Source organism: Pollutimonas nitritireducens (assembly GCF_002849615.1).
GTDB classification, from domain to species: domain Bacteria; phylum Pseudomonadota; class Gammaproteobacteria; order Burkholderiales; family Burkholderiaceae_B; genus Pollutimonas; species Pollutimonas nitritireducens.
In genome coordinates, this window is the sequence record NZ_PDNV01000004.1 from 177,084 (window position 1) to 192,935 (window position 15,852).

At 58.2% G+C, this 15,852-nt stretch carries 12 protein-coding genes; 1 reads left to right on the forward strand and 11 read right to left on the reverse strand.

Annotation, left to right across the window (positions count from 1 at the left end):
• Positions 1-34: 34 nt before the first annotated feature.
• The 4 genes from CR155_RS07160 to CR155_RS07175 form a co-directional block, all read right to left on the reverse strand.
• A complete protein-coding gene (locus tag CR155_RS07160; protein ID WP_102069311.1) occupies positions 35-3,298 on the reverse strand; it encodes an alpha-1,4-glucan--maltose-1-phosphate maltosyltransferase in 3,264 nt (1,087 codons plus the stop codon).
• A 4-nt stretch (positions 3,299-3,302) separates the two neighbouring features.
• Positions 3,303-4,988: a glycogen synthase GlgA gene (gene glgA / locus CR155_RS07165; RefSeq protein WP_102069312.1), complete on the reverse strand. Its 1,686-nt coding sequence runs from the start codon at positions 4,986-4,988 to the stop codon at positions 3,303-3,305.
• A gap of 83 nt (positions 4,989-5,071) precedes the next feature.
• Positions 5,072-5,992 carry a glycosyltransferase family 2 protein gene (locus CR155_RS07170; RefSeq protein ID WP_102069313.1) on the reverse strand — a complete coding sequence of 307 codons (921 nt, stop codon included), beginning with the start codon at positions 5,990-5,992 and terminating at the stop codon, positions 5,072-5,074.
• 98 nt (positions 5,993-6,090) lie between these two features.
• Positions 6,091-7,437 (reverse strand): sigma-54-dependent transcriptional regulator, encoded by a 1,347-nt coding sequence (locus tag CR155_RS07175; RefSeq protein WP_102069314.1) that lies wholly within the window; start codon positions 7,435-7,437, stop codon positions 6,091-6,093.
• Between the two features lie 214 nt (positions 7,438-7,651).
• Here CR155_RS07175 and CR155_RS07180 point away from each other — a divergent pair, with 214 nt between their 5' ends.
• Complete coding sequence (locus tag CR155_RS07180) at positions 7,652-8,587, forward strand: sigma-54 interaction domain-containing protein (protein WP_102069315.1); 936 nt, start codon at positions 7,652-7,654, stop codon at positions 8,585-8,587.
• On the opposite strand, the gene CR155_RS07185 is transcribed toward CR155_RS07180, so the two are convergent.
• The 7 genes from CR155_RS07185 to CR155_RS07215 are packed head-to-tail and all read right to left on the reverse strand — an operon-like array spanning position 8,544 to position 15,837.
• Positions 8,544-9,569: a UDP-glucuronic acid decarboxylase family protein gene (locus CR155_RS07185; protein ID WP_102069316.1), complete on the reverse strand. Its 1,026-nt coding sequence runs from the start codon at positions 9,567-9,569 to the stop codon at positions 8,544-8,546. The genes CR155_RS07180 and CR155_RS07185 overlap by 44 nt on opposite strands.
• Complete coding sequence (locus tag CR155_RS07190) at positions 9,562-10,626, reverse strand: glycosyltransferase family 9 protein (RefSeq protein ID WP_233213987.1); 1,065 nt, start codon at positions 10,624-10,626, stop codon at positions 9,562-9,564. Before CR155_RS07190 ends, CR155_RS07185 begins: the two co-directional genes overlap by 8 nt.
• Positions 10,623-11,648 carry a glycosyltransferase family 2 protein gene (locus CR155_RS07195; protein WP_102069318.1) on the reverse strand — a complete coding sequence of 342 codons (1,026 nt, stop codon included), beginning with the start codon at positions 11,646-11,648 and terminating at the stop codon, positions 10,623-10,625. The genes CR155_RS07190 and CR155_RS07195 overlap by 4 nt, the downstream gene beginning before the upstream one ends.
• Complete coding sequence (locus CR155_RS07200) at positions 11,645-13,384, reverse strand: carbamoyltransferase family protein (RefSeq protein WP_102069319.1); 1,740 nt, start codon at positions 13,382-13,384, stop codon at positions 11,645-11,647. Before CR155_RS07200 ends, CR155_RS07195 begins: the two co-directional genes overlap by 4 nt.
• Entirely contained in the window at positions 13,372-14,502 is a 1,131-nt protein-coding gene (locus CR155_RS07205) for a glycosyltransferase family 9 protein (RefSeq protein ID WP_102069320.1), read from the reverse strand. Before CR155_RS07205 ends, CR155_RS07200 begins: the two co-directional genes overlap by 13 nt.
• A complete protein-coding gene (locus CR155_RS07210; RefSeq protein ID WP_233213990.1) occupies positions 14,486-15,106 on the reverse strand; it encodes a D-glycero-alpha-D-manno-heptose-1,7-bisphosphate 7-phosphatase in 621 nt (206 codons plus the stop codon). Before CR155_RS07210 ends, CR155_RS07205 begins: the two co-directional genes overlap by 17 nt.
• Positions 15,103-15,837 carry an SDR family oxidoreductase gene (locus CR155_RS07215; RefSeq protein ID WP_102069322.1) on the reverse strand — a complete coding sequence of 245 codons (735 nt, stop codon included), beginning with the start codon at positions 15,835-15,837 and terminating at the stop codon, positions 15,103-15,105. The genes CR155_RS07210 and CR155_RS07215 overlap by 4 nt, the downstream gene beginning before the upstream one ends.
• Positions 15,838-15,852: the final 15 nt, after the last annotated feature.

The window sequence follows — 15,852 nt, forward strand, 5'->3', positions numbered from 1 at the left end:
TTCGCGGCGGCCTGATGGCGTGCGCAAAGAAACTTCAACCTGGACGAACCAGGCGCCACACAAAAAAGGGACGCTCCGGCGTCAATTCCACGTGATGATATTTGCCATGCAGGGTAAAACGATGGTCATCGAAAACGTCCTGCACAGAGATCGTCGCGTCGTCAGGCAGGTCCCACTCCCACATTGGCAGTTCCAGCATTCCTGACTGCCGCGCGTGCGGATCCAGACTGATCGCCACAAGCACGATATTGTCGCGATCCAGCGTAGTTTTCGAAAAAAACAATACATGATCGTTGTCTAGCTTGTGAAACCGTATTCCCAGGTGAGACTGCAGGGCGGGGTTGCTGCGCCGGATCTGATTCAATCGTGTGATTTCGGCAACGATATTGCCGGGACGATCCAGGTCCCAGGAGCGGATTTCATACTTCTCGGAATCCTGGTATTCCTCTTTACCCGGTACGGCCAACGCCTCGCACAGCTCAAAACCGTTGTACATGCCCCATAATCCCGAAGTCGTGCAGGCCAGCGCCGCACGTATCAAGAAGCCAGCTCGCCCCGACGTCTGAAGAAAGTAAGGATTGATGTCCGGCGTGTTGACAAAAAAGTTTGGTCGAAAGAAGTCGGCAACGGGAGGTGTATTGAGCTCGAGCAGATAGTCGGTCAGTTCCTTCTTGGCATTACGCCAGGTGAAATAGGTGTATGACTGCGAAAAGCCCACCTTGGCAAGCCGATACATCATTTTTGGCCGTGTAAATGCTTCGGATAGAAAGACTGTCCCCGGATGCGCCGCCTGCACGTCCGCTATCATCCACTCCCAGAACGGCAAGGGCTTGGTGTGAGGGTTGTCGACGCGGAATGTCTGCACACCTTGATCCGCCCAAAAAAGCACGGCATCACGCAAAGCACGCCATAGCGCGGCTTGCTGCGGAGCACTCGCCAAGGCGCTGTAGAAGTCTGGATTTACGATATCCTCGTAGCGCTTGGGTGGATTCTCCGCATAACGCAAAGTGCCGTCCGCGCGCCAATCGAACCATTCCGGATGCTCAGCGAGCCATGGATGGTCGGGGGAACACTGGATGGCAAAGTCCAGGGCAATTTCCAGCCCGTGCTCTTGCGCCGCCGTAACCAGCTCACGGAAGTCATCCAGCGTTCCCAACTCCGGATGGATAGCATCGTGCCCACCCTCGGCCGAGCCTATGGCATAGGGGCTGCCAGGATCAGTGGGTCCGGCCTGCAGTGAGTTATTCTTGCCCTTGCGATTACGCAGCCCTATCGGATGGATAGGCGGAAAATACAGTACGTCGAAGCCCATATCGCGTATAGCGGGCAATCGTGCAATCACATCGATAAAGGTGCCATGCCGCCCGGGCGTGGCACTTTGTGACCGGGGAAACAATTCATACCAGCTTGCGAAGCAAGCCTGGCGCCGTTCAACAGTAATCGGAAAAAGAACATCGCTTGCCGTTTCGAACGGCCGTCTGTCGGCCGCTTGCATGGCGGTGGACAGCTCCTCGGACAGCAAAGTACGCACCTGGTCGGGATTGCATTGAGGCACGGAAACGCCTTGGTCGGTCGGCTTGTTGGATGCGCGGCTGCGACGCGACCGCGTTGCCATCCTTTGGGGCTTGCCTATGGCATCAAGCACGGACACGAGCGCATCCGCTGCAAGCGGTTTGTCGTCTTGCACACGTTCCAATGCCGAGCTGACCAGTCGCCTGCCCTCCTCGACTTCCAGAGACACGTTCTGTCCGGCTTCCGATTTCTTGGCCAATTGATTGCAATACGTGCGCCACTCATCGAACCACGCGTCGATACGGTAATAATGGCGTCCTATACGCTGCGGCGCAAACTGCGCTGTCCACCTATCGTTGCCCGCGTGCTGCATGGATACAACGTGCCATTCGGCCTCATCGGCCGCACGCCACAGGAGCTGTGCCGCAATGTGATCATGCCCATCCATGAGGACGTCCGCCTCGACGCTGACAGAATCTCCTATGGTCCGCTTGATCGGAAAACGTCCCTGGTCAACCTGGGGGCTGACGTTCTCTATGGCAATTCGGGGCGAGCGTAGCGCTGCACTGATGGACTTGCGCTGCTCGCTGGCGGAATGCGTCGTGCGTTTCACCATCAGCGCTGGCACGGCGACGAGCACGCTGCAGCCCGCCGGCGCCAGGGTGTCAGGTAAAGTCTGCCCCACCCCGTTGCTGACGGTATAAGTGTCCGGTAGACGCGAACGCACGGCGCTCCACGGCACGTCGACTTGCTTCGCGTCGTCAGGGTTCACCAGCAACAGTTTTGCGGCGTATCCTTTGCGAAAAAGCGCCGTAACTTCCGCCAAAGGACCGGACAGCATGGACAAGGCGGCGTGACGAACGTGTTTCTGCCCGATCCATCGATTCACTTCCCTTACGACATGCTGGCCGGCGAGTTCCTCGAAACCCATGGGCATCAGGACTCCATCACCCGTAAAGGCGGCGGTCCACAACGTGCGCACGGCCGCCTGATGTCCACCCTGGCGCCAGCCTGCCGAGGGAGCATGCCGGCTGTCCGGATCTTCGATCGGCGAAACCACGGATGCGAACCCGCTTAGGCGTGCATGCTCTTCCACCAGCCAGGACGAACGATAATCCCACCACGGCAAAGAGAGGAAACCGGCTTCGAAACCGGCTGGCGCCAAGCGTGCAAGCTGGTCGGGTGTCATGCCCGGCGTCCATGCCATGAAACTGCATTCAGGCGATTGTCGATGCACCAGCGTGACCAATTCTTTCCAGTCCGCGGCGGGCAAAGCGCCCGGAGCAAGGCAGCGGAACCCGGCAACGCCGGCCTTTGCCCATTCCTGCAATCGCGCGCCCCACCAGCTAACCAGCTCCGGATCGACGCGAGCATGATGCAATTTGATCCGCAGGAAGCCAGTTTGGAGCTCACCCCGCGGATCCAATACCGTTACGCTGGGCTTCCCGTACCAATCGGCATGAGAAGCCGCCAGCCTGCCATCCGCCAAGACCCGGTCAAGCACCAAGTCCATGTACAGGGCCAGCTTGTAGCGGCTGCAATGCTCCACCATTTCGGCCAGCGTCGCGGTCGTTTCGTCGTTTGCAAATCCCTGAATCGAGCTGCGATCCGGGTCATCAGGAATGCCCCGCAGATGACGCTTGCCCCCGGACCATGCGGGGGGTATCAGGATGGTGTCGAACCCCATCGAACTGGCTCGCTGGCAGGCGGCGTCCCAGGATTGAGTGCCGGTCAGGCCAGGCGTCTCGGCCGCCGATTCAGGATAGACGTAATAGATTCTCACCATGATCTCACGCCGCGGAGGCTCGGTGTGGGCCCATGGGTTCCAAAGACACGCCCTCGCGAAGCCTGTTCAATTTGCCAGTCGTACCGGCGGCAGCGCCGCTACGCGCTGCAAGCACGCCGGGATTCGCCCGATTCGCCTGCCCAACGAATCCGGTCGTCGCGCGCCGACGCTCTGGCATCCGTTCCGACAAACGCCCGGATATCCGTTCCGGTATACGCTCGAGCCCAACAGCGGGGCATAAGGACTGGTAGGCGCTGAGGTAAGCCGGTGCCGTCTTGGCCCAACTGAAGTCGGCCCTCATGCCGTTCATTTGCATGGCCCGCCAAATTGCCGGGTAGCTGCGCAAGCCCATTGCGCGAGCAATGGCGCGAACCATATCGTCCGTGCTTTCGCCGTCGAACAATACGCCGGTGGCAGCATGCATGGCTCCCGCAGCCTGGCCCGCACCCGGATCCACGATCGTGTCGGCCATACCGCCAACGCGGGATGCAACCGGGATGGTGCCATAACGCATCGAATAGAGCGGCGTCAAACCAAATGGCTCGAACCTGCTTCCGTGCAACAGCATGTCCGCACCGGCATGCAATAAGTGAGCGCGCGCTTCCTCGAATCCGATGGATACGCTGCACCGCCCCGGATAGCGCCCGACCAGCTGACTGAGCCGCGCTTCTAGCGCATGGTCCCCCATACCCATTATGCAAACCTGCAAGTCTGTATGAGCATCAAGCGCCATTGGGATCGCATTGGCGGCAAGATCGGCCATCTTCTGCGAGGTCAAACGACTACCCATCGCCATGACGGTTGCCCGGGGATTTTCAACCAAGCCGAAACTGCGCTGAAGATCACTTTTGCATAAGGCCTTGTTGGAAAGGTGATCTGCACTGAATGGCCTTCCCCTCAAATAGGGGTCGGCCTGCGGATTCCATAGCTTCGTGTCTATCCCATTCGGAATCGAGATGATATCGCTGCTGCGCGTCGCCAACACGCCTTCCAATCCGCAACCGAATCGGGGCGTCAGTATCTCCCTTGCGTAATTATGACTCACCACGGTAATGAGGTCCGCATACCGGATACCCGCCTTAAGGAAATTGAGCTGCCCCCAATACTCCATTCCTTCATCCGTGCGGTACTGTGGTGCAATGCCCAGGGCGTCGGCGTTGGCCATAGGGAAGACACCCTGAAATGCCACGTTATGCAAGGTAAGTACGGTCCTGATGTCGGTAACCTTCATTTGGTGCATCAGTAATGGCGTCAATGCGGTATGCCAGTCGTGAGCATGTACGATATGAGGACGCGGTATTCCTTCGAGCCCCTGCGCAATCCGCGCAGCACCATGCGACAAGGCGGCGAATCGCAGCGCATTGTCGGCGTATTCAATTCCGTCCGGATCTACGTAGTAACCGGCACGTTCGTATAAAGCATCGTTTTTCAGCAGCAGGACAGGCAGGCCCAGCTCGGGACAATAGGCGGACAGCAACGTTGCATCGCCTCCCGGAAGGCCATCCAGTACCGAAACGACCGACACCTGGCTTACATGGGACATCGTTGACGGGTAGGCAGGCAACAACAAAGTAACCTGTGCGCCACCCTCTTGGACAGACATGCTAAGCCCGCTCACCGCATCGCCCAAACCGCCGGTCTTTGCGAGGGGGAAGGCCTCAGAGGTAACCGCCAGAATTCGTAGCACCACATTGTTCTCCAAAAGTCAGCCGACAGGCATGTAGGCAATCTAGAGCAAACGTCGTGCCTGCGGACAAAGACTTTTGAGGGAAATCAGGCCGTCCGGCGGTCGGAATTCTGAGAACCTGCTGTCCCGGGGCTCCCCGCAGTGATATCGAGCAGGGCACGCATGCTTTCGACCGCTGGTGATATGACCTTGCGGTATCGCAACGCCCGCGGCAAGCCAAGTATCATTTGCACCATCGTGGGCCACGCAATGCCTCTTTCACGAGCGGCACGCCACTGGACGTTTGTTTCGTGCCAGGCCGCACGCAAGGGTCGCCGCATCCACGCGACCCAAATCGCATTACGAATCAGCAGTCGCTCGCGCAGCCGGGTATCCCTGGAGAGCGAAGGAAAATGGCGCGTTATCACGTCATCAGCGTATACGATACGCCACCCCCGCTCGACGAGATCCAGCGCCATGAGCGCCTCCTCGCCACCAATGAATAGCGGCGGCCAATACCCGCCCACTTCGTAAAATGCGCTGGTCCGCATGACACAGGCGCCGGCCATGAACCCAAGCAATTGGGGTCCGGGCAGGTGCTCCCTGGCCAACGGGCTTTGCGCCATTGACAGGCATGTCGGGTCAGGCCTTCGGGTGGCGCCCACCTGAACGCAAGCACTCACTACTGCAACGGAAGGACTGTTATCGAGAAGGCTCACCGCCCGCTCCAGAGCGCCGGGCTCCCATTGCGTGTCGTCGTCGCAAAAGGCGACGTAAGGAGTTTGTGCATAGGCCACGCCGAAGTTGCGCGCTGCCGCCCCCATGTTGCGATTGGCGCGAATCAACATGATGGAAGGAAAGCGCGTCGCAATCGCGCGCGGTGTACCGTCGGTGGATCCATTGTCAACCACGACTATCGGCCACCTTCCTGGCAAGCGATGGAGGTAATCCAAGGTACCTAGGACCTGCATGCGTCTGTTGTGTGTAAGCACGACAATTGTCGCGCGGCCTTCTAGCTGAGTTTTCATGTCGTCGCAGCCCTTATGAACTGGACATGAACAGCATATTTCGTGCCAGAGCCAGGACTACCGGGAAGGCACATTCGCCGGTTCGCACTTTGCACCGTCTAACGGAATGAAGAAGACTCGTCGACGTCGCCGGCCGCGCCATACTCTTCCAGACGGTTATAGAGTGTCTTGAGGCTTATACCCAGCATTTCAGCGGCCGCCTTCTTGACCCCTCCACACTGCTTGAGTGTCGCCAGGATGAGCTGTTTATTAGCGTCGGCCAGCGGCACACCGACCGGCACCATTATCTCTGAACCCCAGCCAGCCGAATGCGATTCCAGCTCGAAAGTGTTGAAATCCCCATGGATGACTGTGTCGGCCAGGATGTAGCTGCGGTAAACAAAGTTGCGCAACTCCCGGATATTTCCTGGCCATGAATAATCGCTCATGGCCTTGAGAGCCGCGGGTGAAAAAGTTTTCTTTGTCTTGCCCTCGACATTGAGCTTGTTGAGAAAATGTTCGGCCAAGATCAGAACGTCGGTATCGCGATCGCGCAAGGGCGGCAACTCCAGCGGGAAGACACTGAGACGGTGGTATAAATCTTCGCGCAATGTACCGTTGGCGACCGCCTGCTCGGGATTGCGATTGGTCGCCGCCACGACGCGCACATCGGCCGCGATTTCTTCATGCGTCCCTACCCGCATGAAGCGGCCGGTCTCCAGTACACGGAGCAGGCGAACCTGCAATTCCATGGACATTTCGGTGATCTCGTCGAGGAAAAGCGTTCCGCCCGAGGCGCGTTCGAAGTAACCCTTGTGCTGGCGGTCCGCGCCGGTGAAACTGCCCTTTTCGTGACCGAACAGCTCGCTCTCGATGAGATTGGGAGAAATTGCTCCGCAATTGACCGGCATAAAAGGCTTCTGATGACGAGGACTGGCAAGGTGTATGGCCTCTGCGGCCAGTTCCTTGCCGGTACCGCTCTCACCAACCAGCAATACCGTCGCCTGAGTAGGCGCTACCTTCTCAATGTGGGCGCACAGTAGCTGCATGGCACGCGAATTTCCCACCATCCTCGCGAAGCAATCGGTGGATCCGGGCGTGGGTTGCTTTTGCAGTAGCGCCTTCAGTTCGGCCAGCACACCACGCAATCGTCGCAAGCTTACCGGCTTCAAGAGATAATCGACGGCGCCGCAGCGCAACGCCTTGATCGCGCTATCGACACTGGAGTAACCAGTAATAAAAACGACCTGCGTATCGGGAAGCTCAAGATTTGACCAGAATTCGATGCCGTCGCCGTCGGGCAACTGCATGTCAAGCAAAATCACGTCCGGCTTTTGCCGTTCAATCTGGATACGCGCCTGGCGTATGTCGGCGGCATGCGCTACCGTGTACCCTTCGTCACTCGCAATATCGGCGATCAAGTCTCGAATGGAAGCTTCATCATCGGTGATCAGGAGATGCGGCATAGTAGCTTCCTAGTAAGGTTACCGAGCCTTCGCGTCAGCGTGCCATATTCAGGCGCGTCGCGAGGGCTCCTGGAGTCATCGGCCTAGCGCCTATGGAACAGTTTTAGTAGTTATCGTACGCGGTTTTTATGAAACGCAACGTAAGGATCAATGTATTTGGAAACATTATGCGAAAATGTGCCGACACCCATAATTTGCGATTAGACTTTTTTCCATGATTCCTTCGTCGAAAGTCCTTGGCCGCTCACCGGCTGCGTTTGAGCTTGCAAGATCCATAGTGAAGGCTGCACCCACTGATGCAAGTGTGCTGATCATTGGAGAAAGCGGCACAGGCAAGGAGATCGTTGCGCGCGCCGTACACGAACGCAGCCTGCGGCGTGACGCCCCTTTCGTTGCCATAAATTGCGGAGCCATAAGCCCTTCCCTAGCCGAGAGCGAATTGTTCGGTCACGAAAAAGGCAGCTTCACAGGTGCATCAGCCACCACCATGGGCTGTTTTGAAAGAGCCCATCCGGGCACGCTGTTCCTGGATGAAATCACCGAAATGCCCCTGACGATGCAAGTTCGATTGTTACGGGTGCTGGAATCGGGGCAATACCATCGCGTCGGCGGCTCCGAACAACTGAGCGTCAACCTGCGCATTGTAGCGGCCACCAATCGTGATCCCCGGGAACTGGTCCAGAGCGGCAGCTTCCGGTCCGATCTGCTTTACCGCCTTGCAGTCTTTCCCATACGGGTACCCCCGCTGCGGGAGCGCAAGTCCGACATTGCCTATTTGTCACAACGTTTCCTGGACGAACTTAACGAGCAGGAAAAAGCCAACAAAGTTTTTTCGCCCGGCTCGTTGGCACACCTTGAAGACTACAACTGGCCGGGAAACATTCGCGAGCTTAAGAACAGTATCACGCGCGCCTTCATTCTCGCGGACGATGTCGTCGACGTTGCCCCTATGGGCGCACCGATCCGTACCGCCATGCCTTCCGTCAAGCAAGGCTACCTGAAGATCCCGATAGGTACGTCGTTAAATTCGGCCCAGCGCGCAATCATCATGGCCACGCTCGAACATTATTCGGGCGACAAGCGGCGCACCGCCCTCGCCTTGGGCATCAGTCCGAAGACACTTTACAATCGGCTGGAAGAATTTCGCTAGCGGCATGGCTGTTTGACACGTCCGCCATCAGCTCTGAAAAATAGGCAATCGTCTTCTTCAGGCCAGTATCCAAATCAGTCTTCGGTTCCCAGTCAAGGTGATGGCGCGCCACCGTTATGTCGGGGCAACGCCGGACGGGATCATCCGCCGGCAAAGGCAGGAACTCGATGGGCACGTCCGACCCTACCAAGCGCCGTATGCGGTATGCAATATTCAATATCGTGCTTTCACGAGGCGACCCAAGGTTTACCGGACCGCGGAAGTCGTCCGCACTATTCATCAGCCGCATCAGACCCTCTATCATATCGTCCACGTAGCAAAGCGCACGCGTCTGGCTTCCATCACCGTATACCGTCATCCTCTCGCCGGTCAGAACCTGGACGATAAAATTCGATACGACCCTGCCATCGCCCTGCGCCATACTGGGCCCAAAGGTGTTGAAAATACGCGCTATCTTGGTATGGACATCGTTTTGCCTGCCATAATCCAAAAAAAGCGTCTCCGCGCAGCGCTTGCCTTCGTCGTAACACGATCGCGGTCCCACAACATTTACATTGCCCCGATACTCCTCTGGCTGCGGATGCACATGGGGATCGCCATACACTTCGCTGGTCGACGCCTGAAGAATCCGTGCACCGCTTTGCCGGGCAAACTCCAGCAAGTTGAATGCGCCATCCACACAGGTACGCAGCGTATGCACAGGGTCGGCCTGGTAATGTCGAGGCGATGCCGGACAGGCCAGGTTATAGATCTGTGTCGGCCGGATATCACAGCGCAAAGGCTCAATAACATCGTGACGCAACATCAGGAAATTGGGGTGATCAGCCATGGAAGCGATATTGTGAAGCCTGCCTGTCAGGAAATTATCCACGCAGGTGACATGATGGCCCTCGTGTAGCAGGCGTCGGCACAGATGCGAGCCAAGAAAACCCGCGCCTCCGGCCACCAGCACACATTCACGTGGGGAATTTAGGCTACTCATATGTTGTTCCAAGTTGCGCTTGCGCCTGCTCCATCACCTGATCCGCGCTGACACCGAGCGCACAAGGGTGACCAATCGGGCATTCGAAGTACGAGCATGGCCGACATGGCATCGGGACGTGAAGCACTCGATGCAAGCGCGTATCCAGAGGAGCCCACCGCGCCACATCGCTACCGGAAGCAATGACGATGCTGGGAAGACGAACGGCCGCGGCCAAGTGAGAGACGCCGGTGTCATTGCAAATGATCATGCGACCCCGCTGTAACAGGGCGACCAGCCCGCCCAATGATGTTTTCCCCGAAAAATTTGCTGCCGGAACGCAAGCGCGCTGAATAAGATCCGCGGTCAACTCATCTTCGTCGGGACCACCGGTCACGGCAAGCTGCCAGCCCTGCTTCGCCAAACCCTGCATGACACCGGCAAAACTTTCCAGAGGCCATCGACGAGAAGCCATGCGCGCTCCAGGATGAATGAAAATCGTACGATCGAGGTCGACACCTGCCTGGATGGCCGCCGCATCGGCCTCGCTGCGATCGTCATCGTTCAATGGGAACTCGAGAGCATCTTCCGACGCCGGCAGTCCGAGGTACGACAGAAGTGCCAGATACCGGTGAATTTCAGGCAGATCGTCCGGCCACGTCATCAAGCGCCCCGGTTCTTGCTGGCCATCATCGGGGACAAAGCCCGCCCAGCGACGCGGGTTCATGCACTGGACGATCTGGTTAGACCGCGCGCCAGACCCATGCATCTGCAGAATAAGGTCAAATTTCCTGTCGCGTAGCCGGTCAAGGAATTTCGGCATCCTCTCCATGCGCGCCGGCTGTTCCGGGAAAGAGGGATCTCCGGGAAACAGTACCAGCTCATCGATATAGGATTGGAACCGCTCCACGATGGGTATGGCGCTCTCCAGGCCTATCAGCGTAATCATCGTGTCAGGCAAAGCTCGCCGCAACGCCCGGAATGCCGGGATCGAGCAAAGCAGGTCGCCCAGGTTCAAGGCACGGAATACGGCCATGCTGCGTGGCGCTGGGTGCCAAATACCCGTCCCTTTTGTCATGGCAAACCTCTACCGAACCGGGCGGCGCCCACCAGGCGCCAGAATATCGAAAGAGGCGGGATGAACAGGGACGTAAACAGAACTTCGGCGATATTCGGCAAGGTGCAGGCGCTGAGGCGTAGCCGCCAGATGAAAAAATACGCGGTCAGCAATCCCCAGATTCCGGCGGCGGATCCGGCCAACTCGAATTGCCCCATCAGTAGCGCAAGCAACATGGTCAGCAAACTGGCGCAAATGGCGAGATAAAGCCAGGGCGGGCCACTGCGTATCCGCTGCCGATACAGCCGTGGAAATTTTTTATAAAGCAAGACATCAAACATCACTTTCTTTTGCATGCCCAGGCTGGCCCCGAATCGCATGGGTCTCAATGGGTGTACGACAGTCGCGCCCAATGCCGGCGCAATCACTAGGCCCCGTTCCAGCAAAGCGAAATGCAGGTCGGAGTCTTCACGCCACGCCAGCGTAAAACGCTCGTCGAAGCCGCCCACCGATTCAAGCGCGTCGCGTCTGACGAAACAATTGGCAGTAACGAATTCGGCGTGGGTCAGTCGTGCCGCATCGCGCTCCAGGTCACCCGGTTTCTCCGGCAAGGGCATAAGGACTGTACCGACGGCGGCGTCCACGCCGGAATCCATTGTTTCCAGGCCTGTCTTGAGCCAATCCGGTTCCGGTATGGTGTCGTCATCGGTAAACGCAATGATGGGCGCTCGCGCGGCACGCCAGCCGACATTCCGGGCACCCGCCGGACCTTGCGTACCAATGACCGGAAGATAGCGCACCGGAGGACGGCCATCTGCACGCTGGGCGATATCGTGTACCAATGCCTCGGTCTGGACACTCGGACCGTCATCACACACCAGGAGCTCCCAAACGTCGCCAGGCAGACTCTGCTTTACAAGTGCTTCCAGACAGCGTTCCAGCAAGTCGGGTCGCTGGTACGTCGGAACCACTACCGATATGGCCGGCAGCCCGGTGGCCGGCAGCCCGGTGGCCGGCAACCCGGTGGACGGCAGCCCCGTCATCGCGCCTTCTCCACCAGATAACTTCCTATCACGAGCGCGTCAAGCGGCGAAGTCCAGAAACACTCGAGCGCATCCCGGGGACTGCACACCACGGGTTCGCCCCGCGTATTGAACGATGTATTCACCAGCACTGGCACTCCGGTTCTTTCCCCGAATGCGCGCAGAAGGTCATACAAGAGTCCATGTTGCATGCTGTTCACAGTCTGCACACGTGCCGTTCCATCGATATGGCACACTGCCGGAATGAGATTGGTCTTTTCCTTCAGAACGTTGTATACGAACAGCATGAATGGCGCGACTATGGTGCTTTTCCGGCCGGCATCGAACCATTCCTGCGCCTGCTCTTCGATGACCAGGGGCGCCACGGGCCGGAAGTCTTCCCTATCTTTGAGTTCGTTCAACCTGGCCTGCATGGCCGGATCGCGTGGCGAAGCGAGGATGGAACGGGCACCCAGTGCACGCGGCCCGAACTCCATTCGTCCCTGGAACCAGCCAATTATCTTCTCCTGTGCCAGTAGATCGGCCGTTTCTTCGGCTACGTTCTTCAATCGACGGTAGGCAAGCTGTGAGCGGCGCAGGAAAGCCTCGATTTCGGAATCCGAATACGCTGGCCCAAGATATGCATGGTCCATAATCCAGCCACGGCTGCCTTCTCCCCGTTTCTCGAAATCCACCCAAAGCGCCGCACCCAGCGCCGTACCGGCGTCGCCCGCTGCCGGCTGTACCCACACATTCTGGAATGGACCGTCGTTGGCCAACCGGGCATTTGCCACGCAATTGAGCGCGACGCCGCCCGCCATGCAGAGGTTCGGGGAGCCGGTCTTCTCGTACAGCCATTCTGCCATCCGCAATATCGTTTCCTCCAGCACCTGCTGCAGAGAATGGGCGATGTCCATATGTTTCTGCTGAAATTCCTGCCCTTTCGTGCGAGGTGGACCGAAGCGTTTTTCAAGCTGGGGCGCAGACGTGGAATAGCCGCCATCGCCGTCGGCCTTGATAACTTCCCGGAAGTCCTTTGTAAAGGCTGGCTTGCCGTATGAGGCCAGGGCCATCACTTTGTACTCATCAGACGAATGGAGAAATCCCAAGTATCGTGTCACCTCTTCGTATAACAATCCCAACGAATGAGGCAAATCGATCTGCCTGAGCCGTCTGTAATTACCGCCTTCAAAGTGGCCGTAACTTGTCGACGTCCGCTCACCACGTCCGTCCATGGTTAGAACGGCTGTCTCTTCGTAGGGGCTGGCCAAAAAAGCGCTGGCCTCATGGGCAAGGTGATGCTCCAGGAATTGCCAGCGTTCCATAATGCGGGCCAGGCCGGCGCTGGCAAACCGGGCTTGCAAATGATGTGGCGCGCCGTCCGCCAACTGGCGCGGCGCGTTGACGATGTAGGACAGAAACAAGGGATCCCACGGTGACCCAGCGCCTTGCGCATGTCCCGCCGACGAAGGCTCCAGCGGAAGGACGATCCTGTTGCCCGGTGCGAGACTATCCTGCAATAGCCGCGGCGCAAACGAATAAGCGATATGGTCGACGTCGCGCAGGTCGATGCCGGCTACGGACAGGCAGTAGTCAATGGCGTTATAGGGTAGCTGCCAAGTGGAAAAAGGGACTGGCCGCTTCCCGTGCTTGATGCGAGTGAAGCGCTCCTCCTCCGCGGCGGCCAACACCTTACCATCACAAACCAGCGCCGCCGCACAATCGTGAAATGCAGCATTGATGCCTAATGTGCGCATATACCCTCCGATGTGGTGGCTCCGCCATTCATGGTTCGCAGGGCCTCGCGGCCACCCAGCAATTCGTATGCAGCCTGCACGATTTCTTCTGGGGCGATTCCGGTCAGGCAGGCGTTATGGCCATAGGGACATACACTGCGATAACAATATTTGCATGGAACGTCGCAAGACAGGACACGGTGCTCGACCTGCCATGGCGTGTGCTGGGGATTCGTCAAGGCATAGAGATCGACGACGGGGGTCTGTACTGCGGCGGCAATATGCACAGGACCTGTGTTATTCGAGATGAGAAGCGAAGCATCCTGTATCAGGCAGCCGAACTGCCCGAGGTCCAGACGGCCGGCGAGATTGACCAACTGGTTCATGCCCTGGGTGCCAGCGATTATCCGGTCGACAAGTTCGCGTTCATGTGCGCTTCCCGTCAGCAGGACTGGCCGTCCACCCGCGTCAAGCAGCGACAGCATGCTCGAGAAACCGTTTGCACCATAACGACGGGATTCCGCCGTGGCGCCGCAGTGCACCACAATCCAATCGCCAGCGTTCGGCACGTTGCTGGCACGCAGTACCTGCAGCATGGAACGCCGGTCAGCTTGGCGCGTCAAAAATGCCAAACGCGTGTTGGTGCTATGTGCCCCAACCGACGCCACTAGGTCGAGTTGCCGCTGGACTTCATGCCTGGCCCCCTGCTGAGGTTCCGTTTCGCGGACCCAATGACTTAGCAAGCGATATGGGTTTTCGCGGGAATGCGCCAGAATCAAGGGAATCCCTGCCAAATGACACATCATTGCACCCGGCAAGGCACTTTGGCTGTAGACCGTAAAGATGACGGCGGCATCGAATCGTCTGCGGGCGAGTTCTTTTATGGCGGCAATGTCGTCTTCATTTCCCTGGGAGCCGTTCTTCACCCATGCAGCGTCGTACACGATCGTATCGTCCACATCCGGCAGGAAATCGGCCACGAGCGCGCCGGAGCGGGACGTCATCAAACTTAACCTTGCATTCGGCCGTAATGTTTTCATGGCGCGGATGGCGGGAGTGCTCATCAACACATCACCCATATTGTCCAGGCGTACGCACAGAATGCGCCTGGCATCGTTCCAGTCAGGCAGGGTTGCCATGCTTTGCACCTCGTATGGTTCGGTCCGGCGCGAATACCGACTGCACGGCGTACCAATGGAATATCCAGTCGCTGGCCTCGTCAAGATCGGGCGCCATGTGATCGGGTTGCCGTCGATCATTAATTTCCCACTTTGTCTCATTGCCGTTGTCGATCAACACGGTCTTGCAGCCTGCCGCCCGACCCGCTTCAACGTCGTCAAGGATGTCGCCGATGAACCAGGAACTGTGGAGATTGATTGCGTGTTCTGTCGCGGCACGGAACAACAGGCCGGGGGCGGGCTTGCGGCAATCACAGATCCTCGCGTGCACGGCTACCGTTCCCAGGAGATGGTGAGGGCAATAATAGAACCCGCTCAACATCGCACCGGCCTGCGCGAACATGTCGCCCAACTGCGCCACCATGGGCGCCAGATCGTCCGTCGTGAAGCAGCCCAGAGCAATCCCGGGCTGGTTGGTGATGACGAAAATGGGAAGGCCTAATTTTCCCAACCTGCCCAGCCCCGACCTTGCGCCCGGTGCAAAGGTCATTTTGCCCGGATCGACGTTGTAGGGAACGTCTTCGAGCAGAGTCCCATCCTTGTCCAGGAATATTGCGGCTGTCATGGCCAGGATGTCTCCTTCATGGGAAGAACCATGACCTCGGGGATCACGGTTTCAGGCGGCTGCGTCAACACGAATTTCACAGCCCTTGCCACATTCAACGGATCCTGCAGCGTCCCCTGGTCTATATCGGGAAACCGGTCCAGAAGGAACGGCGTGCGCATTCCCCCCGCAATAATTGCCGACACCTTGATGCCCGACGAACGCAACTCGGCATGCAGGGCGTGCGATAGCCCCATGAGGCCCCATTTACTTGCGTGATATACGCTAGCGTTCGGCCACGCACGACGCGCGGCCGTGGATGCAATATTGACGATGTGGCCACCAGGCGCCAAATGGGCCAGCCCGTACTTTGCCAAAAGGAACGGGCCCGTCAAGTTTGTGCGCATGACTCTTTCCCAGTCGGAAGTGGTGAGCTCCCGTATGCTCAACGTCACATCAATGCCGGCATTATTTACAATCGCGTCCAGGCGGCCGAACAATGTGACGCTGCCGTCGAGCACCCGGCGCACCTGTTCTTCATCGCCCACGTCGAGTTGGAAAGCGCAGGCGTGGCCTGTAGACGCATTGATGCGTTCGGCAACAGCTTTGGCGGAGGACTCGTTGATGTCGGTTACGATAATATGAGCACCCTCGGCCGCTAGCGATTCACATATCGCCGCGCCAAGGCCGCGCCCTGCTCCCGTGACCAAGACGGAACGTCCGGCCACTGTCTGGTAATCATAGGCATCCATCGTATTCCCTCATTT

What these genes read in the sequence shown, in the direction of transcription:
- CR155_RS07160 (WP_102069311.1), bottom strand. Translation starts at nt 3,298, where the DNA reads ATGGTGAGAATCTATTACGTCTATCCTGAATCGGCGGCCGAGACGCCT.
- CR155_RS07170 (WP_102069313.1), bottom strand. Translation starts at nt 5,992, where the DNA reads ATGAAAACTCAGCTAGAAGGCCGCGCGACAATTGTCGTGCTTACACAC.
- CR155_RS07175 (WP_102069314.1), bottom strand. Translation starts at nt 7,437, where the DNA reads ATGCCGCATCTCCTGATCACCGATGATGAAGCTTCCATTCGAGACTTG.
- CR155_RS07180 (WP_102069315.1), top strand. Translation starts at nt 7,652, where the DNA reads ATGATTCCTTCGTCGAAAGTCCTTGGCCGCTCACCGGCTGCGTTTGAG.
- CR155_RS07185 (WP_102069316.1), bottom strand. Translation starts at nt 9,569, where the DNA reads ATGAGTAGCCTAAATTCCCCACGTGAATGTGTGCTGGTGGCCGGAGGC.
- CR155_RS07190 (WP_233213987.1), bottom strand. Translation starts at nt 10,626, where the DNA reads ATGACAAAAGGGACGGGTATTTGGCACCCAGCGCCACGCAGCATGGCC.
- CR155_RS07195 (WP_102069318.1), bottom strand. Translation starts at nt 11,648, where the DNA reads ATGACGGGGCTGCCGTCCACCGGGTTGCCGGCCACCGGGCTGCCGGCC.
- CR155_RS07200 (WP_102069319.1), bottom strand. Translation starts at nt 13,384, where the DNA reads ATGCGCACATTAGGCATCAATGCTGCATTTCACGATTGTGCGGCGGCG.
- CR155_RS07205 (WP_102069320.1), bottom strand. Translation starts at nt 14,502, where the DNA reads ATGGCAACCCTGCCTGACTGGAACGATGCCAGGCGCATTCTGTGCGTA.
- CR155_RS07210 (WP_233213990.1), bottom strand. Translation starts at nt 15,106, where the DNA reads ATGACAGCCGCAATATTCCTGGACAAGGATGGGACTCTGCTCGAAGAC.
- CR155_RS07215 (WP_102069322.1), bottom strand. Translation starts at nt 15,837, where the DNA reads ATGGATGCCTATGATTACCAGACAGTGGCCGGACGTTCCGTCTTGGTC.